This is a genomic window from Marinobacter sp. es.048 (assembly GCF_900188435.1).
Lineage (GTDB): Bacteria > Pseudomonadota > Gammaproteobacteria > Pseudomonadales > Oleiphilaceae > Marinobacter.
In genome coordinates this window covers 1,169,506-1,189,125 of the sequence record NZ_FYFA01000001.1, presented here as the reverse complement: position 1 = coordinate 1,189,125, position 19,620 = coordinate 1,169,506, and the positions used below count along the sequence as shown (strand labels likewise).

Below are 19,620 nucleotides of genomic sequence, written 5' to 3'. Positions count from 1 at the left end.
TCTTACTCGAGCTCAGGGAGATCAGACTCCCCACCCTCGGCTTCGCTGGCTGCGGCTTCGCCGTTGTCAGCAGCGGTATCAGCCGGAGCGGCACTGCTGGATTCCTGAACAACAGGAATACCGGCTTCGCCTGCCACTTCGGCACGCTGCTTGGCAAAAATCGCCAGCGAGAAACTTGTTACAAAAAATACCACTGCGAGCAGGGTCGTGAAACGGGTCAGAAAGCTACCGCTGCCCTGGCTACCGAACACAGTCTGCGAGGCACCACCACCAAAGGCAGCGCCGGCATCTGCGCCCTTGCCCTGCTGGATCAGCACCAGACCCACCAGCGCCACCGCGATTACCACGTGCACAACGACTACCAGTGTCTCTACCCAATCCATAACGACTCTCGCGAACCTTTAAATTCAGGTACCCGCCGGAACACTCCGGCAAATACTTACAAAATCATCTGCTTTGAGCGACGCTCCGCCGATCAAACCGCCGTCAATATCCGGCTCGGCAAAAAGAGCGGCTGCATTATCCGCTTTTACGCTGCCCCCGTAAAGCAGGGATATCTCATTGGCCGGCGCGCCCATTTCTGAAAGCACCTGCCGGATCGACGCGTGCATCGCCTGCGCATCCTGCGCCGTAGCGGTTTTTCCAGTTCCGATCGCCCAGACCGGCTCATAGGCAACCACCACCCGCGACCACTGATCGCTTGCGACCGTTGCCAGCCCCGCCTTTACCTGAGAGGCAACTACGGTCTCGGCTTGGCCCGCCTCGCGTTCTTCCAGGGCTTCACCGACACAGACCATTGCCCGCAGACCGGAAGCAAGAATGCGACTCACTTTTTCGGCCACTACTGCATCTGTCTCACCGAAAAGCTGGCGACGCTCGGAGTGACCTACCAAGGCGTATTGACAGCCCTGATCCAAAGCCATATCCGCGGAAATCTCACCGGTGTAGGCTCCGGACCCATACCGCCCCACGTTCTGAACGCCAACAGACAGAGTATCGCCTGCGCCGGCAACCACGTCAGGGACATAAATGGCGGGAGGGATGATAACAACCTCAACGCCATTATCAAGAGAAGCCACCTGGGATCGCACATCGCTTACCAGCGTTTGTGCAAGGTCTTTCGACCCGTTCATTTTCCAGTTTCCGGCTACGATCTTCCGACGCATAACAGTTCCCGAACGTGAGGGAGGGCGAACTATACAGTACTCCCTCCCAGCAGACAACCGCCTGAAAACACAAAATTAAGCAGTGGATTTCTCCACAACTTTTGCCAGCTCCTCGACTACCCGAAGAATCTCGCTGGCGTCCTGCCCCTCCGCCATCACACGGATCAGCGGTTCTGTGCCAGAGGCTCTCAACAGAATCCTGCCGGAACTGCCCAGCTCGGTTTCGGCCTTGCGCACCGCAGCCACGATATCATCACGACTGAACGGATCGAAACGTTGCGCCACCCGAACGTTGATCATTTTCTGGGGGAGCTTGCTCATTCCCTGCCGCAGATCCGAAAGCGTTTTCCCGGACTTCCACACTGAAAGCAGAACCTGCAGCGCCGAAACAATACCATCGCCGGTGCTGGTGCAGTCGCGGATAACCATGTGGCCAGACCCTTCGCCACCCAGTACCCAGTTGTTCGCAATGAGGCGTTCCATCACATAGCGGTCGCCGACTTTTGCGCGCTCGAACTCAATGCCGATTTCATTCAGGGCGAGCTCAACGCCAAGGTTGGTCATCAGCGTCCCGACCACCCCGCCTTTAAGGCGATCCTCTGCAAAGCGCTGGGAGGCAATCACATAGAGCAGCTCATCGCCGTCCACTTCAGATCCGCCCCGGTCCACCATCAGAACCCGATCGCCATCACCATCGAAAGCGATACCCAGATCGGCGCCTTTTTCGACCACTGCAGCCTTGAGGGCCTCGAGATGCGTGGAGCCGACGTTCAGGTTGATATTAAGACCATCGGGGTCGGCACCGATTACCGACACTTTGGCGCCAAGCTCACGAAACACCTTCGGCGCCACGTGGTAGGTAGCCCCGTGGGCACAATCCAGCACGATCTTCATGCCGTCGAGGGTGAACTCGTTGGGAACGGTGCTCTTGCAGAATTCCACGTACCGGCCCGGCGCATCGTCCACACGGGAGGCCTTGCCCAGCTCAGTCGGACCACATACCTCAATTGGTTTGTCCAGCCAGCGTTCAATCTCGGCTTCCAGAGCGTCGTCCAGCTTGGTGCCGGCAGCAGAGAAGAACTTGATGCCATTGTCATGGTGGGGATTGTGGGAGGCGCTGATAACAATGCCGGCCGAAGCGCGGAAGGTGCGGGTCAGGTAGGCGATCGCCGGTGTCGGCATCGGGCCGAGCAGTTTTACATCAACGCCCGACGCCGCAAGGCCCGCCTCCAGGGCCGACTCGAACATGTAACCGGAAAGCCGGGTATCCTTGCCAATCAGGACGCTGTTGCGCTGACCATCACGCTTGAAGGCCTGGCCCGCAGCCCAACCCAGTTTGAGCATGAATTCCGGCGTTATCGGAAATTCACCAACGCGCCCGCGAATACCGTCCGTACCGAAGTACTTTCTCTCGGACATTAACCTGCCTCCTTCACTGCCGCCACCACACGGATGGCGTCCACTGTTTCCCTGACATCGTGCACACGAATAATACTGGCACCCTTCATGGCGGCTATTGTCGCGGCCGCAAGGCTCGCAGGCAACCTTTCATTCACCTCCCGGCCCGTGATGTGGCCCAGCATGGACTTCCTCGAAACGCCAACCAGCATTGGATGCCCCAGGATATGCATCTGCTCGAGCGAGGCCAACAACTGCAGGTTGTGCTCCAGGCTTTTACCAAAACCGAAGCCGGGGTCGAGAAGAATGTTTTCAGGCCGAATACCGGCGCGCTCTGCAACACGGATACGCTCGGTCAGGAAAGCACTGACCTCCCGGCGCACGGACCGGTACTCCGGCCTATCCTGCATGGTGTCCGGCTCGCCCTGGATATGCATGATGCACACCGGGATGCCCGCTTTTGCCGCCACTTCCGGTGCACCTTCACGCTGCAGGGCCCGCACATCATTGATCAGGCCTGCCCCGAGTTTTGCCGTCTCTGCCATCACTTCCGGCGCACTGGTATCTACCGAGATGACCGCGTCGAGCTCCCGGGCTGCTGCCTCAACCACCGGGCACACCCGGTCCAGCTCTTCCTGCACCGACACGGGTGTCGCACCGGGCCTCGTGGATTCACCACCGATGTCGATAAACGTGGCTCCGTCGTCAACCATCTGCCTTGCCCGGACGAGAGCCGCATCCGGCCGGTTAAATTGGCCGCCATCGGAAAAGGAATCCGGCGTTACATTCAAAACCCCCATCACGTGGCAACGGGACATATCCAGTTCCCGACCGGCAAAATTCATTTTCATGGCAAACCTTTTTTACAATGACAAAAACAAACGCCGCCCGGAATCCGGGCGGCGCAGGGGACTATCCAATTTTTTCTGTCCGGAGGACTCGCCGTCAGTGCTCTCCTGCCGGCCGGCCTACACCGGGATGGCGACCGTCGTCAGACGCCTTCGGCTCCGGAGCTGCCTCAGGCTCGTCGGCCTTTACACCCCCAGCGGGACCGCTGTCGCCCCAACCTTTAGGCGGGCGAGGTGCCCGGCCTTCCATGATGTCATCAATCTGATGACGATCAATGGTTTCGTACTTCATGAGAGCATCGGCCATCAAGTCCAGCTTGTCCCGGTTATCAACCAGAATCTGCTTGGCTTTCTCGTAGCAGCTGTCGATGATGTTACGGACTTCCTCATCAATACGCTGGGCCGTTTCCGGTGAATACACAGTCTGGGACTGGCCAGCAGACCGGCCCAGAAACGGCTCTTCACTGTCAGTATCGTACTGCAGAGGTCCAAGCTTCTCGGACAGCCCCCAGCGGGTCACCATGTTCCGCGCCAGACTGGTCGCCCGCTCGATATCGTTCGAAGCACCGGTTGTGACACCGTCAAAGCCTAGCGTCAGCTCTTCGGCAATGCGGCCACCAAACAGGCTGCAAATCGAGCTGATCAGGAAACGCTTGCTGTGGCTGTACTTGTCCTCTTCGGGGAGGAACATCGTGACACCCAGAGCGCGACCGCGCGGAATAATGCTCACCTTGTAGACCGGATCATGTTCCGGCATCAGCCGACCAACAATCGCGTGGCCAGACTCGTGGTAAGCGGTGTTCCGCTTTTCCTTCTCGCTCATCACCATGGACTTGCGCTCGGCGCCCATCATGATCTTGTCTTTCGCGAGCTCGAACTCTTCCATCGACACCAGACGCTGGTTGCGACGGGCCGCAAAAAGTGCTGCCTCGTTCACCAGGTTGGCAAGGTCCGCACCGGAGAATCCGGGCGTGCCGCGAGCAATCAGAACCGGCTCAACACCGTCAGCCAGGGGCACTTTCTTCATGTGCACCTTGAGGATCTGCTCACGACCAATGATGTCTGGAAGACCGACTACAACCTGGCGGTCGAAACGCCCCGGACGCAACAGTGCCGGGTCGAGAACGTCGGGACGGTTGGTCGCGGCAATAACGATAACGCCTTCGTTACCTTCAAAACCGTCCATCTCAACCAGCAGCTGGTTCAGGGTCTGTTCACGCTCGTCATGGCCACCGCCCATACCGGCACCACGGTGACGACCGACCGCATCGATCTCGTCGATAAAGATGATGCACGGGCTCTGCTTTTTGGCCTGCTCGAACATGTCACGAACACGGGATGCACCCACGCCCACAAACATTTCGACAAAGTCGGAACCGGAGATGGAGAAGAACGGTACCTTGGCTTCGCCGGCAATGGCCTTGGCGAGCAGGGTCTTACCGGTACCCGGCTGACCGACCATCAGAACGCCCTTGGGAATGCTGCCACCCAGACGCTGGAATTTGCTGGGGTCGCGCAGGAAATCCACCAGCTCCTTGACGTCTTCCTTGGCCTCATCAACACCGGCCACATCGGCGAAGGTAGTCTTTATCTGGTCTTCACTCATCAGGCGAGCTTTACTCTTGCCGAACGACATGGGGCCTTTGCCGCCACCTCCGCCCTGCATCTGGCGCATGAAGAACACAAACAATGCGATGATGATCAGTATCGGGAACGCCGCTACCAGCAACTGTGTCCACAGACTCTGGCGTTCAGGCTCTTTACCGATAACCTCAACGTTGTTCGCGAGCAGATCGTCCATCAGCTTGTTGTCAGACACCTGAGGACGGATTGTCTGGAACTGGGAGCCGTCACCACGGGTGCCCTGAACCTGCAACCCATCGATTGTGACCTGACGGACCTGGCCTTCCTGGACCATCTCCACAAACTGGGAATAGTTGACTTGTTGGCCGGTGGTGGTGGGAGAAAAGTTCTGAAACACCATCAGCAGCACGGCGGCTATAATTAGCCAGAGAACCAGATTTTTTGCCATATCGTTCAAGGATCATCACCTGTGAATTGTAGGGTTAACCTTTCGCAAAGCACCCTTTTCCGACACCTTACACCAATTGTACGCCCGTCCACCAGAAACGGCCCATCCGTATCGGCCACGCGCGGCACACAGTTTTTCAATGAAGAGTCGCCTTATCCTTCATATTGGGCGCCATATCTGAAATTACAACAGCAACCCTGAATACTGCTCCATTTCCACGAACATTTTGACCCCTGTCCGGTGGGTTGGTTCCTTCCGCTCGCTGCCCCGCATTGATACGTGTTAACGGCCATTTTTACAGAAGGACGATCTGTTACAATCTCCGGATTATACGTTCAAGTCAGCATTTCCGCCGCTGACCTTTTGTTAATTGCACCGATAAAGAGATTACATCATGAGTCTTTCACCGGAACAGCGCCGGGAATACCGGGCCATTGCCCACAACCTCAAGCCCGTCATCATTGTTGGCGACAAAGGACTTTCCGAGGGGCTGCAGGAAGAACTTGAGCGCGCACTGAATGATCATGAACTGATCAAGATCAAGGTGGCGAGCCAGGACCGGGAAACCAGACACGAAGCGATTACGGCTCTGTGCGAATCGTCTGGCGCTGAACTGGTCCAGACCATCGGTAAGATCGCCGTCATACTGCGTCGGGCCAAGAAGCCCAACCCCAAGCTCTCCAACCTTTTGCGCCACAAGCACTGATCAGGTCTTCAGGATTCCAGAAATAAAAAGCCGGCTGGGGAAAACCCGAGCCGGCTTTTTGTTTGCCAGAGACTAAATCAGACGTATTCGACCTGCTCAATCTCGTATTCCACAGTACCGGAAGGTACGCGAATTGCGACCACATCGCCCTCGCTCTTGCCGACCAGCGCCCTGGCAATGGGTGAGGAGATCGACAGTTTCCCTGCCTTGATATCCGCCTCATCCTCGCCAACGATCTTGTAGGTGACCTGTTCGTCGGTATCCATGTTAAGCAGGTGCACCGTGGTACCGAAGATCACCCTGCCGGTGTTCTCCATGGTGGTCACATCGATAACCTGAGCGGCAGAAAGCTTGCCCTCGATTTCCTGGATCCGGCCTTCAATAAAGCTCTGCTGCTCGCGGGCAGCATGGTATTCAGCGTTCTCTTTCAGGTCGCCGTGCTCACGGGCGTCGGCAATCGCCGCAATAACACGGGGGCGATCTTCGGACTTCAGCTTTTGAAGCTCCTCGCGGAGGCGGCTCTCGCCCGCCTTTGTCATCGGTACTCTGTCAGCCATAGTCTTACTTTCCTGCGTGAAGATCCTGGAGGCGGCGTACAGTGCGCTCCGGGCCGAACTTGATGGCCCGGCAAAAGGCTTCGCCGCCTGCCAGTGTTGTTGTGTAGGTTACCTTGGTCTGCAATGCCGACTGGCGAATCTGGGCCGAATCGGAAATCGCCTTGCGACCTTCAGTGGTATTGATGATCAGCTGAACCTGACCGTTTTTGATGGCATCCACGATATGCGGACGACCCTCACGGACCTTGTTCACCCGATCAACCTCGATTCCGGCCTCTCTCAGGGCCTTGGCGGTACCTGTTGTGGCCACGAGCTTGAAACCGGCCTCAACCAGATCGCGGGCAACTTTCGCGGCGCCCGGTTTGTCGACATCCCGTACTGACATGAACGCAGTGCCCTTGGCCGGCAGGCGCTCACCAATAGCAAGTGCGGCTTTGGCAAAGGCCTCATCAAAGCTGTCACCCAGGCCCATGACCTCACCGGTAGACTTCATTTCCGGCCCCAGGATCGGATCCACAGCCGGGAACTTGTTGAACGGGAACACCGACTCTTTCACCGCGTAGTAGCGCGGGATGATTTCCTGGGTGAACTCCAGCTCTTTGAGGGTCTTGCCAGCCATCACCCGGGCCGCCACCTTGGCCAGGGAGACGCCAATGGCCTTGGACACGAACGGCACGGTCCGGGACGCCCGCGGGTTCACTTCGATCACGTAGATTTCGCCGTCCTGCCAGGCCAGCTGCACGTTCATCAGGCCGATTACATCCAGCTCAATGGCCATCTTCTTGACGGCATCGCGCATCTCGTCCTGAACCTGCTGGGACAGCGTGTACGGCGGCAATGAACAGGCGGAGTCGCCGGAATGCACGCCGGCCTGCTCGATGTGCTGCATGATGCCGCCAATCACCACGTCTTTGCCGTCGGAGATGGCGTCGATGTCCACCTCGATGGCAGCGTTCAGGAAGTGGTCCAGCAGCACCGGGCTGTCGTTGGAGACCAGCACGGCGTTGCGCATGTAGCGCACCAGCTCTTCCTCGTCGTACACGATTTCCATGGCCCGGCCACCCAGCACGTAGGACGGGCGCACCACCAGCGGATAGCCGATTTCCCGGGCCGCCAGGATGCCTTCCTCGTGACTGCGCACGGTGGCGTTTTCCGGCTGCTTCAGGCCCAGGCGGGTGATCATCTGCTGGAACCGCTCACGGTCCTCGGCACGGTCGATGGCGTCCGGGCTGGTGCCAATGATGGGCACGCCGGCCGCTTCCAGGCCGCGGGCCAGTTTCAGCGGGGTCTGGCCGCCGTACTGCACGATCACGCCCTTGGGCTTTTCGACGTGAATGATTTCCAGCACGTCTTCCAGAGTGATCGGCTCAAAGTACAACCGGTCCGAGGTGTCGTAATCGGTCGACACGGTCTCCGGGTTGCAGTTGATCATGATGGTTTCATAGCCGTCTTCACGCATGGCCAGGGCCGCATGCACACAGCAGTAATCGAATTCGATGCCCTGGCCGATCCGGTTGGGGCCGCCCCCGATCACCACGATTTTCTCGCGATCACTGGCATCCGCTTCGCACTCTTCCTCATAGGTGGAGTACATGTAGGCGGTGTCGGAGGCAAACTCGGCGGCGCAGGTATCCACGCGCTTGTATACAGGGCGGATATCCAGATCGTGTCGCAGCTTGCGCAGGCTCACCTCGGAGATGCCCAGCAGTTTCGCCAGGCGGGCGTCGGAGAAACCCTTGCGCTTGAGGCGGAACAGGGTGGCCTGGTCGATGTCGGCCTTGCCGGCACTCTTCAGCGCCTGCTCTTCCCTGATCAGGTCCTCGATCTGTACCAGGTACCAGGGGTCCACGTGGGTGTGCTGATGCAAGTCATCCACGCTCAGGCCGGCCCGGAAGGCGTCGCCGATGTACCAGATGCGGTCAGCGCCGGGCACGTTCAGTTCGCGGGTCAGGGTTTCCTGGGAGTCCTGGGAACTGAGGTCTTCCAGTTTCTCATCAAATCCTTCGGAACCCACTTCCAGGCCCCGCAGGGCTTTCTGCAGGGATTCCTGGAAGGTCCGGCCGATGGCCATGACCTCACCCACAGATTTCATCTGGGTGGTCAGGCGGGCGTCGGCCTGGGGGAATTTCTCGAAGGTGAAGCGGGGAATCTTGGTGACCACGTAGTCGATGGACGGCTCGAACGAGGCCGGGGTGACGCCACCGGTGATTTCATTGCGCAGCTCGTCCAGGGTGTAACCTACCGCCAGTTTGGCCGCGACTTTGGCGATCGGGAAGCCGGTGGCCTTGGAGGCCAGCGCCGAGGAGCGGGACACCCGGGGGTTCATCTCGATCACCACCATGCGGCCGGTGTCCGGATTGATACCGAACTGGACGTTGGAGCCGCCGGTTTCCACACCGATTTCACGCAGGACCGCCAGGGAGGCGTTCCGCATGATCTGGTATTCCTTGTCGGTGAGGGTCTGGGCCGGCGCCACGGTGATGGAATCACCGGTGTGTACGCCCATGGCGTCGAAGTTCTCGATGGCGCAGACAATGATGCAGTTGTCGTTCTTGTCACGGACAACTTCCATCTCGTACTCTTTCCAGCCGATCAGGGACTCGTCGATCAGCAGCTCGTTGGTCGGAGACAGGTCCAGCCCCCGGGTACAGATTTCCTCGAATTCGTCGCGGTTGTAGGCAATACCGCCACCGGAGCCGCCCATGGTGAAGGACGGGCGGATGATGCACGGAAAGCCGATGTCGTCGGCCACTTTCCAGGCTTCTTCCATCGAGTGGGCGATGGTGGCCCGCGGGCACTCCAGGCCAATCTTCTTCATGGCCTTGTCGAAGCGGTCCCGGTCTTCGGCTTTATCAATGGTGTCGGCGTTGGCGCCGATCATTTCCACGCTGTGCTTTTCCAGGATGCCGTGGCGTTCCAGGTCCAGGGCGCAGTTCAGCGCGGTCTGGCCGCCCATGGTGGGCAGCAGCGCGTCCGGCTGCTCTTTCTCGATGATTTTCTCTACGGTCTTCCAGGTGATCGGCTCGATGTAGGTAGCATCGGCCATGACCGGGTCGGTCATGATGGTTGCCGGGTTGGAGTTGACCAGAATAACCCGGTAACCCTCTTCGCGCAGCGCCTTGCAGGCCTGGGCTCCGGAGTAATCAAACTCGCACGCCTGCCCGATCACGATGGGGCCGGCGCCCAGGATCAGGATGCTTTGGATGTCGGTACGTTTTGGCATGTCTTGGTAAACCTGTCAGCAACTTTTGAATTCTGGCAGCGCAACACGCGGCGCCCGTGAGTTTTCCGTGGCGATCGGTCTCAGGCCGATCGCGCCTCCATCAGGCGGATAAACTCGTCAAACAGCGGGGTCACATCATGGGGGCCGGGGCTGGCTTCCGGATGGCCCTGGAAGCTGTAGGCCGGCTTGTCGGTCCGGCGAATGCCCTGCAGGGTGCCGTCAAACAGGGACTTGTGAGTCGCCTCGACATTGGCCGGCAGAGTTGCCTCATCCACGGCAAACCCGTGGTTCTGGCTGGTGATCATCACGGTGCCCTTGGCGATGTCCTGAACCGGATGGTTGGCACCGTGGTGGCCGTGGCCCATCTTCATGGTCCTGGCACCGCTGGCCAGGGCCAGCAACTGGTGACCCAGGCAGATACCAAACACCGGGATCTCGGTTTCCAGCACTTCCTTAATAGCAGTGATGGCATAATCACAGGGCTCAGGATCCCCGGGGCCGTTGGACAGGAACACACCGTCCGGATTCATCGCCAGCACTTCGGAGGCCGGAGTCTGCGCCGGCACCACGGTGATGTCGCAGCCGCGAGAGGCGAGCATGCGCAGGATGTTCAGCTTGACACCGTAATCCCAGGCAACCACCTTCAACCGTGATTCCTCCCGCTCACCATAACCCTCGCCCAGGGTCCACTCGGTCTCCTTCCAGGACCAGATCTTGTCGGAGGTAACTTCTTTCGCCAGATCCATGCCCTTGAGGCCGGGGAACGCTTTGGCGAGTTCCAGCGCCCGCTCGGCGGTGGCATTTTCGCCGGCAACGATGGCGCCGTTCTGGGAGCCTTTGTCCCGGAGGATGCGAGTCAGGCGGCGGGTATCAATGTCGGCGATCCCAACAATGTTGTTGCTTCGCAGGTAGTCGTCCAGGGTTCCCTTACTGCGCCAGCTACTGGCCAGCAGAGGCAGATCGCGGATGATCAGGCCGGCGGCCTGGATTCGGTCTGACTCGATGTCTTCTTCGTTCACACCGGTGTTGCCGATGTGCGGGTAAGTCAGGGTAACGATCTGGCGGGAGTAGGACGGGTCGGTCAGGATTTCCTGGTAGCCGGTCATGGCGGTGTTGAACACCACTTCACCGCTGGTTTCTCCGTCGGCGCCAATGGCGCTGCCGTAGAACAGGCTTCCGTCTGCGAGTGCAAGGATTGCTGGTGTGCTCAAGGCTTGTATCCTCATCGAGTGGCGTATCGGTTCGTCACGAACAGGAACGCAAGCGCAAATTCAGGTTGCAAAAAAGCGAGACGGAGTCTTAACTCGGTCCCGCTTTTTCAGAAACTTTGTGCAAAGGTACGCTTGGTGCAGTCAAACCGCCTTATTGTAAAAAATATGGCGCTTTGTGTCCACGAGAAATGGCCTCACTTGAGGTCCAGCACATCCTGCATATCATAAAGCCCTGCAGGCTTATCCTTCAGCCACAACGCTGCCCGCATTGCGCCTTTGGCAAAGGTCATCCGGCTGCTGGCTTTATGGGTCACCTCAATGCGCTCACCCTCGGTGGCGAACAAAACGGTATGATCACCGACCACGTCACCCGCGCGAATGGTTTCGAAACCGATTTCCTTTCGGGTACGCTCGCCGGTAAAGCCTTCACGACCATAGACGGCACACTCTTTCAGGTCGCGGCCGAGGGCATCAGCGACCACTTCGCCCATGCGCAGTGCCGTGCCAGAAGGAGCATCTTTCTTGTGGCGATGATGGGCTTCGATGATTTCCACGTCGTAGTCGTCACCCAGGGTTGCGGCGGCAGTGCGCAGCAGGTTGAGGACAACGTTAACGCCCACGCTCATGTTGGGCGCGAAAACCACAGGCGTGGATTCCGCGGCCAGGGCCAGCTGCTGCTTTTCGGCGTCAGACATGCCGGTGGTTCCGATCACGAGCATCTTGCCGTTGTCCCTGCAAAACTCGGCGTTCTCCAGGGTAAGATCCGGAAAGGTGAAGTCGATGAGCACATCGAAATCGTCCCTCACATCGGCCAGGCTCCCGGCCATTTTCACGCCGGTCTTGCCGATACCGGTCATTTCGCCGGCATCGGCGCCGATCAGGCTGCTGCCCGGCTCGACGACAGCGGCGCCCAGCTCCAGACCCTCTGTGCCCTCAACAGCTTCGATCAGGACTCTTCCCATGCGCCCGGCGGCGCCGATGATTGCTACCCTCATGCTCGCGTTCCTTTCTTTCGGGCCGATCAGAATTTCATTTCGTCGAAGAAGCTTTTCACACCTTCAAACCAGGAGGTCTTCTTCGGACCATGCTCTGTGCCGTTGCCGGCATCCAGCGTCTTCTGGAATTCTTCCAGCAGTTCTTTCTGGCGCTTGGTGAGATTCACCGGCGTTTCCAAGATCACGCGGCACAGTAGATCACCGGCGGGGCCGCCACGAACCGGGCTGACGCCCTTGTTGCGTAACCGGAAGAGTTTTCCGGTCTGGGTTTCCGGTGGAATCTTCAGTTTCACCCGGCCATCCAGAGTCGGTACCTCAAGCTCTCCACCCAGGGAGGCATCAACGATGCTGATGGGCACTTCACAATAAAGATTGCGGCCGTCACGGGTGAAGATGGAGTGCTCCCGCACGGCGATCTGTACATACAGGTCTCCGGAGGGCCCGCCATCAATGCCCATCTCACCTTCGCCGGAGAGGCGAATGCGGTCGCCGGTGTCCACGCCCGGCGGTACTTTGACCGACAGTGTTTTTTCTTCCTGAACCCGACCCTGGCCATGACAGGCCTTACAGGGGTTCTTGATGATCTGGCCGGAGCCCCGGCAGGTCGGACACGCCTGCTGCACGGTAAAGAAGCCCTGCTGCATGCGCACCTGCCCCATACCTTTACAGGTACCACAGGTTTCCGGGCGAGAGCCTTTTTCAGCGCCGCTGCCATCGCAAACTTCACACTCGCGATGACCCGGGATCTGGATCTGGACAGTCTTGCCCTTTACGGCCTCCTCCAGATCAAGTTCCAGGGTGTAACGTAGGTCGGCACCGCGGGTATTGCGGCCACGACCGCCGCCACCACCAAAAATGTCACCAAATACATCGCCGAAGATATCGGAGAAGCTGGCACCGCCACCTCCGAATCCGCCGCCACCGGCCTGACCGTCTACGCCGGCGTGACCAAACTGGTCGTAGGCAGCCCGTTTGGACGGCTCTGCCAGTATTTCGTAGGCTTCGCTGGCCTCTTTGAACTTGTTCTCGGCTTCGGCGTCGTCCGGGTTACGGTCGGGGTGATACTTCATGGCGAGCTTTCGGTAGGCTCGCTTGATTTCCTTCTCGTCCGCGTCCCGGGAAATCCCGAGAATTTCGTAATAATCGCGCTTGGCCATGCTTTTAAAACCCTGTTTTTAAACGCGGAAAACGCGGGGAACTCCCCGCGTTTTCCAACTGCCTGATGTACGTCAGATTTATCGCTTGTCGTCGTCTTTGACTTCTTCGAACTCAGCATCGACGGCGTCGTCAGACTGCTGGCCCTGGGCTTCTTCCTGCCCACCGGCCTGCTGGGCCTGATCCGCCTGATCTGCATACATCTTCTGGGCCAGCTCGGAAGAAACTTCAGTCAGCTTCTGAGTCTTGGCTTCGATGTCTTCCTTGTCGGAACCTTCCAGAGCTTCTTCCAGCTCCTTGATGGAAGCTTCGATAGACTCTTTCTCGCTGTCGCTGACCTTGTCACCGGCGTCCTTCAGGGTCTTGCGAACCGCGTGGACCATTGCATCACCCTGGTTGCGGACCTGAACAAGCTCTTCGAACTTGCGATCTTCCTCGGCGTTGGCCTCGGCGTCCTGAACCATCTTCTCGATCTCGTCATCGTTCAGACCAGAAGAAGCCTTGATCACGATCGACTGCTCTTTACCGGTCGCCTTGTCTTTGGCGGACACGTTCAGGATACCGTTGGCGTCGATATCGAAGGTAACTTCAATCTGCGGCACACCGCGCGCTGCCGGCGGGATGTCGGCCAGGTCGAATCGGCCCAGAGACTTGTTCTGGTTCGCCTGCTTGCGCTCACCCTGAACCACGTGAATGGTCACGGCCGTCTGGTTATCATCCGCAGTGGAGAAGGTCTGCGACTTCTTGGTCGGAATCGTGGTGTTCTTGTCGATCAGCGGAGTTGCCACACCGCCCATGGTCTCAATACCCAGGGTCAGCGGGGTTACGTCCAGCAGAAGAACGTCTTTCACGTCGCCAGACAGAACGGCTGCCTGGATTGCAGCACCCATGGCCACGGCTTCGTCCGGGTTAACGTCCTTGCGGGCTTCTTTGCCGAAGAACTCTTTAACCTTTTCCTGCACCAGCGGCATGCGGGTCTGGCCACCAACCAGGATAACCTCGTCGACTTCGCTCGCCTTCATGCCGGCGTCTTGCAGAGCGACTTTACAGGGCTCAAGGCTCTGCTGAACCAGCTCTTCTACCAGAGACTCCAGCTTGGCGCGGGTCAGCTTTACGTTCATGTGCTTGGGACCAGACGCGTCTGCAGTAATGTACGGCAGGTTGACGTCGGTTTGCTGGCTGCTGGAAAGCTCAATCTTCGCCTTCTCACCAGCTTCCTTAAGACGCTGCATCGCCAGGGAATCGCCACGCAGGTCGATGCCGCTGTCTTTCTTGAACTGATCTGCGAGGTACTCAATGATTTTCAGGTCGAAGTCTTCACCACCCAGGAAGGTGTCACCGTTGGTGGCCAGAACCTCGAACTGGTGCTCACCGTCTACATCGGCAATCTCGATGATGGACAGGTCAAAGGTACCACCGCCCAGATCGTATACAGCCACGGTGCGGTCGCCGCTCTTCTTGTCCAGGCCGTAAGCCAGGGCAGCCGCGGTCGGCTCGTTGATGATCCGCTTCACTTCCAGGCCGGCAATCTTGCCCGCATCCTTGGTGGCCTGGCGCTGGCTGTCATTGAAGTAGGCCGGCACGGTGATAACCGCTTCGGTCACTTTCTCACCAAGATAATCTTCGGCGGTCTTTTTCATCTTCTTGATGATTTCTGCAGAAACCTGCGGGGGCGCCATTTTTTCACCCTTCACTTCCACCCAGGCGTCGCCGTTGTCCGCCTTGGCAATCTTGTATGGCACCATCTTGATGTCTTTCTGAACCACATCGTCTTCGAAACGACGACCGATCAGACGCTTGATGGCATAAAGGGTGTTATCCGGATTGGTTACTGCCTGACGCTTGGCTGACTGGCCAACCAGCGTCTCACCATCGTCTGTATAGGCGATGATCGACGGGGTGGTGCGATCACCCTCTGCGTTTTCAATTACCTTCACCTTGTCGCCATCCATAATGGCTACACAAGAGTTGGTGGTTCCCAGGTCGATACCGATAATCTTGCTCATTGAATCACTCCAATTCTTCTGAATGCTTTCCCGGAGGGCAATTGCCTCCGCTTTCGCTATTTACTGGCTATATTGGCGCTTTAATCGGCTTTTCAAGCCTGCTCATCAATTTTTGGTGCATCTTCCGCTTTGGCGACCACCACCATGGCCGGCCGCACAACACGACCATTCAACAGATACCCCTTCTGCACCACGGCTACCACGCTGTTCGGCTCAGCATCCGGCGCAGGCACCATGGACATGGCCTCGTGATGCTGGGGATCGAACGGTTCGCCCACCGGGTTGATCTGCTCAACGTTGAATTTCTTCAGGCTGGACATGAAAAGGCTCAGGGTCATTTCCACGCCTTCGCGAATTGAGGCCACCAGTTCGCCGGACTCATCGTGACCTTCGGTGCTCTCGACCGCCTTCTCAAGGCTGTCAGCTACCGGCAGCAGCTCCTTGACGAACTTTTCCAGGGCAAACTTGTGAGCCTTCTCCACGTCGATCTCCGCCCGACGGCGCACATTCTGCATCTCCGCCTGGGAGCGCAACATCTGCTCCTGGAATTCCTGAACCTGAGCCTGGAGCGCTTCCACTTCGGAGGTTTCGCTCTCGCCAGCCTCTCCTTCAGCAGACTGTGCTTCCTCTTTCGCAGCCTCGAGGGCTTCGTTCAGTTCCTCGTGCTCGTTCCGGTTCTCGTCAGTGCTCATGGCTACTCCTGCTTGATCTAAAGCGGCCCGCTGTCAGTGGCCGGTTAAACATGGGCTCCGGCCCCGGCGAGCCGGAAAATGTAGTTGCGAACGGATATGGGGCCCGCTCTTCAGGTTTCAACCGCCAATGCCTGCAATCCTGAAGAAAATCCCTTATGCAGGTTTGCAAACGACAAAAACCCTGTATATATTCACAGTCACTGTATGCATTCACAGTATTTTGCCGGTCTCAGGAACAACGCGGAGGTTATCTGCATGCTGACTCAACTTACGGTTTCCAATTACGCCATCGCCGAACGGGTGGAACTCCAGTTCAGCAAGGGCATGACTGCACTGACCGGCGAGACCGGCGCCGGTAAATCCATTGTGCTGGACGCTCTGGGCCTGGCCATGGGCGGTCGCGCCGATGCCGGCGCCGTCCGCCATGGCGCCAAGCGTGCCGATATCACAGCCACCTTTGACGTATCCGACATTCCGGAGGCCAGCAACTGGCTGGCAGAGCATGAGTTGGATGACGAAAATGACTGCATTCTGCGCCGGGCCATCAGCAAGGATGGCCGCTCCCGCGCCTACATCAATGGCCAGCCCTGCCCGCTGAATCATCTGAAGGAACTCGGCGGCGTGTTGATGGACATTCACAGCCAGCACCAGCATCAGTCCCTGTTGCGCAAGGAAACCCACCGCAAGCTGGTGGACGAGTTCGCCGGCGTTGAGACCCTGACCACTGACACCCGGGAAGCCTGGAAAACCTGGAACCAGATCCGCCAGCGGCTGACCGAGCGCCAGCAGAATGCCGATGAAGCAGAGGCCAAGCTGCAGCTGTTGCGCTATCAAGTGGAAGAACTGGACCGTCTGGCACTGGAAGACGGCGAGCAGGCGCAACTGGAACAGGAGCAGGCCCAGCTGAGCCAGGCCGACACGGTTCTGCACAACAGCCATCAGGCCGCCCTGCTGTGCACGGAAGATGAAACCAGCGCCGCCGACCTGGTGCGCCAGGCGTTGCAACAATTGGAACAGCTCCCGGTGGATGTGCCCACACTGGCAGACACCATACAAATGCTGAATGAAGCCCAGATCCAAATCAGCGAGGCCGGCGACAACCTGCGCCACTTTGTTGAAGACTATGAGGCGGATCCGGCTCGCCTGGCGGAAGTGGAAGAACGGCTGAGCGCCATTTACCAGATGGCCCGCAAACACAGGATCACCCCTGAGGAATTACCGGAGTTGCATCAGCGCCTGAGCGCCGAGCTGGCCGAACTGGACGGCGGCGAAGGCAGCCTGGAACAACTGGAAGCAGAACTTATAAGCCATCGTGGACGCTTCGATGAACTGGCCGGAGAGCTATCAGAGGCCCGCGCCAAGGCAGCTGCCGAGCTGGACCAACGGGTCGCAGCCGAGCTTGCCCAGCTGAGCATGCCCAACATGCAGTTCATCACCCATCTGAATCGCAACAAGGGCGAGGAACCGGCGCCCCACGGGCTGGAAGAGATTGAATTCCTGGTCAGCGCCAATCCGGGCCAGCCTGCACGCCCCTTGGCCAAAGTGGCCTCCGGTGGCGAATTGTCGCGGATCAGCCTCGCCATTCAGGTGGTTGTTGCCCAGACCTCAACCACTCCCACACTGATCTTTGATGAAGTCGATGTTGGCATTGGCGGCGGCACGGCCGAAGTGGTTGGCCGATTACTCAGAACCCTTGGCAGCAATGGCCAGGTGCTTTGCGTGACTCACCTGCCGCAAGTGGCGGCCCAGTGCCATCAGCACCTGTTTGTCAGCAAGTTTACCGAGCAGGACGCCACCTTCTCCAAAATCGAGACGCTGGACGATCAGGGCAGAATCAGTGAAGTGGCGAGAATGCTGGGAGGCGTGGACATGACTGAACATACGATCGCTCATGCCAGGGAAATGTTTTCCAAGGGGCAGGCAACCCATCACTGAGCTGCGAGCAACTATCCACTACCCTTCTCGATCCTGAGAGCTGTTGGGGCGGGCCAAAACCCGCCCCTTTTTTTCGTAAGCCGTCAAGACCAAGCTTATGACTTGACAGGCTTTACGTACAGAATCAGGCTGTGATCGACGATTTCGTAGCCGTGCTCTTCGGCAATTTTCTTCTGGCGTTCCTCAATGACCTCGTCGACGAACTCGACGACCTCACCAGTCTGGGTGCACACCATATGGTCGTGATGGTCGTCGCCGGCCATCTCGAATACGGCATGGCCGCCTTCGAAGTTGTGACGAAGAACCAGCCCCGCCGCTTCAAACTGGGTCAGCACCCGGTAGACGGTTGCCAGCCCCACGTCATCGCCTTGCTCCAGAAGCTTTTTGTACACATCTTCGGCACTGAGGTGATGCTCCTCCGCTGTCTCCAGAATATTGAAGATCTTCACTCGCGGCAGAGTCACTTTGAGACCGACTTTTCGTAATTCGGCGTTTTCGGATGACATGTTACTATTCACTCTTTGGTGTGCCTCACGGCTTCCGGTATGATGAAGCCGCCATTGAACGGTTAACCCGTGTCACACCTGCCTCTGGCAGGCGATTTCAAGATAGAGGATTTCCCCCGGCGATGCAAAAGCTCACAGCTCTCATTCTCACTTTCGTTCTATCCGGTTGCGTTTTCCCGGGCGTCTACAAGATCAACGTCCAGCAGGGAAACATCGTTACCGATGAGGAGCTGACGCAGCTGACCGAAGGCATGCCCCGGAGCCAGGTGCACGCCGTCATGGGGACGCCTCTCATGCTCAACCCGGTTGACCCGTCCCGCGAATACTACCTGTACACGTTCCAGAGAGAGGGCGGGGACATCCAGGAACAAAGAATTATCGTTTACTACGAAGACGACCAGTACGCCTACTACGAGGCCCAACTGCTCGAAGAAACCCCGGCCTACTGAGCCTGATCTTTCTTTTTCGCCCGGTTAAGTCGTGCCTGCTTGGGATCGATCTTGAGCGGGCGATACAGCTCAACCCGGTCGCCTTCGCGAAGTTCGTGAGCGGCCGGGTCTTTGATCACCTTTCCGAACACTCCCATATCAATCGTATCTGGGTCGATTTCCGGAAAAATATCGGTGATTCCAGATAGCTTGGCGGCCTCCAGAGCGGTGGTTCCCTCCGGCACGTTCACCGGCACAATTTCCTGCCGGTCAGGACGGGCATAGGCTACTTCCACCTGCATCATGCGCCCTCCTTCCGGTACAGCTCATCGGCACGACGACAGAACGCATCGACCATGGTATTGGCCGCCTGACTGAATACCGGCCCGAAGGTCATCCTGGAGAGCGATCCGGAGAACTCGAACTCCAGGGTCAGGATCACCTTGCAGGCGTTCTCGTCCAGGGATTTGAAATGCCAGCGGCCCGTCAGGTTGCGAAAAGGGCCGTCCACCAGGTTCATCTCGATCGCCTCTGGCATCAGCAACTGATTGCAGGTTGTCAGCGTGTGCCGCACTCCCCCCTTGGCAATCTCCAGGGACGCCGTGACCTGCTCCGGCTGCCGCTCGTGAATTTCCGCTCCCGCACACCAGGGCAAGAATTCCGGGTAACGGGCAATGTCGTTGACCAGGTGAAACATGCGCTCGGCAGAGTGCATAACCAAAGCTGTTTTATCAATCTGATGGGGCATTGGAACCGGTTGTC

At 58.3% G+C, this 19,620-nt stretch carries 18 protein-coding genes; 3 read left to right on the top strand and 15 right to left on the bottom strand.

Annotated features, from left to right (window positions below; genetic code table 11):
* Positions 1-2 precede the first annotated feature (2 nt).
* From secG to ftsH, 5 genes are all read right to left on the bottom strand, one after another.
* Positions 3-383 carry a preprotein translocase subunit SecG gene (gene secG / locus CFT65_RS05460; protein ID WP_008171532.1) on the bottom strand — a complete coding sequence of 127 codons (381 nt, stop codon included), beginning with the start codon at positions 381-383 and terminating at the stop codon, positions 3-5.
* 24 nt (positions 384-407) lie between these two features.
* On the bottom strand, positions 408-1,166 hold the full coding sequence (gene tpiA, locus CFT65_RS05455) for a triose-phosphate isomerase (RefSeq protein ID WP_088826972.1): 759 nt from the start codon (positions 1,164-1,166) through the stop codon (positions 408-410).
* Between the two features lie 75 nt (positions 1,167-1,241).
* The gene (gene glmM / locus CFT65_RS05450; RefSeq protein ID WP_088826971.1) at positions 1,242-2,585 is read right to left on the bottom strand and encodes a phosphoglucosamine mutase; all 1,344 of its coding nucleotides are present in this window, start codon (positions 2,583-2,585) and stop codon (positions 1,242-1,244) included.
* Positions 2,585-3,415: a dihydropteroate synthase gene (gene folP / locus CFT65_RS05445; RefSeq protein WP_088826970.1), complete on the bottom strand. Its 831-nt coding sequence runs from the start codon at positions 3,413-3,415 to the stop codon at positions 2,585-2,587. The genes glmM and folP overlap by 1 nt, the downstream gene beginning before the upstream one ends.
* Positions 3,416-3,509: 94 nt before the next feature.
* Positions 3,510-5,453, bottom strand: a complete 1,944-nt coding sequence (gene ftsH / locus CFT65_RS05440; protein ID WP_216360409.1) for an ATP-dependent zinc metalloprotease FtsH — start codon at positions 5,451-5,453, stop codon at positions 3,510-3,512.
* A 385-nt stretch (positions 5,454-5,838) separates the two neighbouring features.
* On the opposite strand from ftsH, the gene yhbY reads away from it, so the two are divergent.
* Positions 5,839-6,150 (top strand): ribosome assembly RNA-binding protein YhbY, encoded by a 312-nt coding sequence (yhbY, locus tag CFT65_RS05435; RefSeq protein ID WP_008171523.1) that lies wholly within the window; start codon positions 5,839-5,841, stop codon positions 6,148-6,150.
* Between the two features lie 77 nt (positions 6,151-6,227).
* Here yhbY and greA read toward each other — a convergent pair whose 3' ends face one another.
* From greA to grpE, 7 genes are all read right to left on the bottom strand, one after another.
* The gene (gene greA, locus CFT65_RS05430) at positions 6,228-6,707 is read right to left on the bottom strand and encodes a transcription elongation factor GreA (protein ID WP_088826969.1); all 480 of its coding nucleotides are present in this window, start codon (positions 6,705-6,707) and stop codon (positions 6,228-6,230) included.
* 4 nt (positions 6,708-6,711) lie between these two features.
* The gene (gene carB / locus CFT65_RS05425; protein WP_088826968.1) at positions 6,712-9,930 is read right to left on the bottom strand and encodes a carbamoyl-phosphate synthase large subunit; all 3,219 of its coding nucleotides are present in this window, start codon (positions 9,928-9,930) and stop codon (positions 6,712-6,714) included.
* A gap of 80 nt (positions 9,931-10,010) precedes the next feature.
* Entirely contained in the window at positions 10,011-11,141 is a 1,131-nt protein-coding gene (gene carA, locus CFT65_RS05420) for a glutamine-hydrolyzing carbamoyl-phosphate synthase small subunit (protein WP_172408424.1), read from the bottom strand.
* Between the two features lie 194 nt (positions 11,142-11,335).
* Positions 11,336-12,136, bottom strand: a complete 801-nt coding sequence (gene dapB / locus CFT65_RS05415) for a 4-hydroxy-tetrahydrodipicolinate reductase (protein ID WP_088826966.1) — start codon at positions 12,134-12,136, stop codon at positions 11,336-11,338.
* Between the two features lie 26 nt (positions 12,137-12,162).
* A complete protein-coding gene (gene dnaJ, locus CFT65_RS05410) occupies positions 12,163-13,293 on the bottom strand; it encodes a molecular chaperone DnaJ (protein ID WP_088826965.1) in 1,131 nt (376 codons plus the stop codon).
* Positions 13,294-13,371: 78 nt separating this feature from the next.
* A complete protein-coding gene (dnaK, locus tag CFT65_RS05405; protein WP_088826964.1) occupies positions 13,372-15,297 on the bottom strand; it encodes a molecular chaperone DnaK in 1,926 nt (641 codons plus the stop codon).
* Positions 15,298-15,389: 92 nt separating this feature from the next.
* The gene (grpE, locus tag CFT65_RS05400) at positions 15,390-15,989 is read right to left on the bottom strand and encodes a nucleotide exchange factor GrpE (protein ID WP_088826963.1); all 600 of its coding nucleotides are present in this window, start codon (positions 15,987-15,989) and stop codon (positions 15,390-15,392) included.
* A gap of 255 nt (positions 15,990-16,244) precedes the next feature.
* Here grpE and recN point away from each other — a divergent pair, with 255 nt between their 5' ends.
* Positions 16,245-17,924: a DNA repair protein RecN gene (recN, locus tag CFT65_RS05395; protein ID WP_088828163.1), complete on the top strand. Its 1,680-nt coding sequence runs from the start codon at positions 16,245-16,247 to the stop codon at positions 17,922-17,924.
* Positions 17,925-18,019: 95 nt separating this feature from the next.
* Here recN and fur read toward each other — a convergent pair whose 3' ends face one another.
* The gene (gene fur / locus CFT65_RS05390) at positions 18,020-18,430 is read right to left on the bottom strand and encodes a ferric iron uptake transcriptional regulator (RefSeq protein ID WP_088826962.1); all 411 of its coding nucleotides are present in this window, start codon (positions 18,428-18,430) and stop codon (positions 18,020-18,022) included.
* Positions 18,431-18,552: 122 nt separating this feature from the next.
* On the opposite strand from fur, the gene CFT65_RS05385 reads away from it, so the two are divergent.
* A complete protein-coding gene (locus CFT65_RS05385; protein ID WP_088826961.1) occupies positions 18,553-18,879 on the top strand; it encodes an outer membrane protein assembly factor BamE in 327 nt (108 codons plus the stop codon).
* Here CFT65_RS05385 and CFT65_RS05380 read toward each other — a convergent pair.
* Both CFT65_RS05380 and CFT65_RS05375 read right to left on the bottom strand, forming a co-directional pair.
* Complete coding sequence (locus tag CFT65_RS05380; protein WP_064229987.1) at positions 18,873-19,160, bottom strand: RnfH family protein; 288 nt, start codon at positions 19,158-19,160, stop codon at positions 18,873-18,875. The genes CFT65_RS05385 and CFT65_RS05380 overlap by 7 nt on opposite strands.
* Positions 19,160-19,606: a type II toxin-antitoxin system RatA family toxin gene (locus CFT65_RS05375; protein ID WP_088826960.1), complete on the bottom strand. Its 447-nt coding sequence runs from the start codon at positions 19,604-19,606 to the stop codon at positions 19,160-19,162. The genes CFT65_RS05380 and CFT65_RS05375 overlap by 1 nt, the downstream gene beginning before the upstream one ends.
* Positions 19,607-19,620 lie beyond the last annotated feature (14 nt).

Bases quoted from the DNA above. Each gene is read 5' to 3' on its own strand.
- recN (WP_088828163.1), top strand. From the start codon at position 16,245: ATGCTGACTCAACTTACGGTTTCCAATTACGCCATCGCCGAACGGGTG.
- dnaK (WP_088826964.1), bottom strand. From the start codon at position 15,297: ATGAGCAAGATTATCGGTATCGACCTGGGAACCACCAACTCTTGTGTA.
- folP (WP_088826970.1), bottom strand. From the start codon at position 3,415: ATGAAAATGAATTTTGCCGGTCGGGAACTGGATATGTCCCGTTGCCAC.
- dapB (WP_088826966.1), bottom strand. From the start codon at position 12,136: ATGAGGGTAGCAATCATCGGCGCCGCCGGGCGCATGGGAAGAGTCCTG.
- glmM (WP_088826971.1), bottom strand. From the start codon at position 2,585: ATGTCCGAGAGAAAGTACTTCGGTACGGACGGTATTCGCGGGCGCGTT.
- grpE (WP_088826963.1), bottom strand. From the start codon at position 15,989: ATGAGCACTGACGAGAACCGGAACGAGCACGAGGAACTGAACGAAGCC.
- fur (WP_088826962.1), bottom strand. From the start codon at position 18,430: ATGTCATCCGAAAACGCCGAATTACGAAAAGTCGGTCTCAAAGTGACT.
- secG (WP_008171532.1), bottom strand. From the start codon at position 383: ATGGATTGGGTAGAGACACTGGTAGTCGTTGTGCACGTGGTAATCGCG.
- tpiA (WP_088826972.1), bottom strand. From the start codon at position 1,166: ATGCGTCGGAAGATCGTAGCCGGAAACTGGAAAATGAACGGGTCGAAA.
- CFT65_RS05380 (WP_064229987.1), bottom strand. From the start codon at position 19,160: ATGCAGGTGGAAGTAGCCTATGCCCGTCCTGACCGGCAGGAAATTGTG.
- yhbY (WP_008171523.1), top strand. From the start codon at position 5,839: ATGAGTCTTTCACCGGAACAGCGCCGGGAATACCGGGCCATTGCCCAC.
- CFT65_RS05385 (WP_088826961.1), top strand. From the start codon at position 18,553: ATGCAAAAGCTCACAGCTCTCATTCTCACTTTCGTTCTATCCGGTTGC.
- greA (WP_088826969.1), bottom strand. From the start codon at position 6,707: ATGGCTGACAGAGTACCGATGACAAAGGCGGGCGAGAGCCGCCTCCGC.
- carB (WP_088826968.1), bottom strand. From the start codon at position 9,930: ATGCCAAAACGTACCGACATCCAAAGCATCCTGATCCTGGGCGCCGGC.
- CFT65_RS05375 (WP_088826960.1), bottom strand. From the start codon at position 19,606: ATGCCCCATCAGATTGATAAAACAGCTTTGGTTATGCACTCTGCCGAG.
- dnaJ (WP_088826965.1), bottom strand. From the start codon at position 13,293: ATGGCCAAGCGCGATTATTACGAAATTCTCGGGATTTCCCGGGACGCG.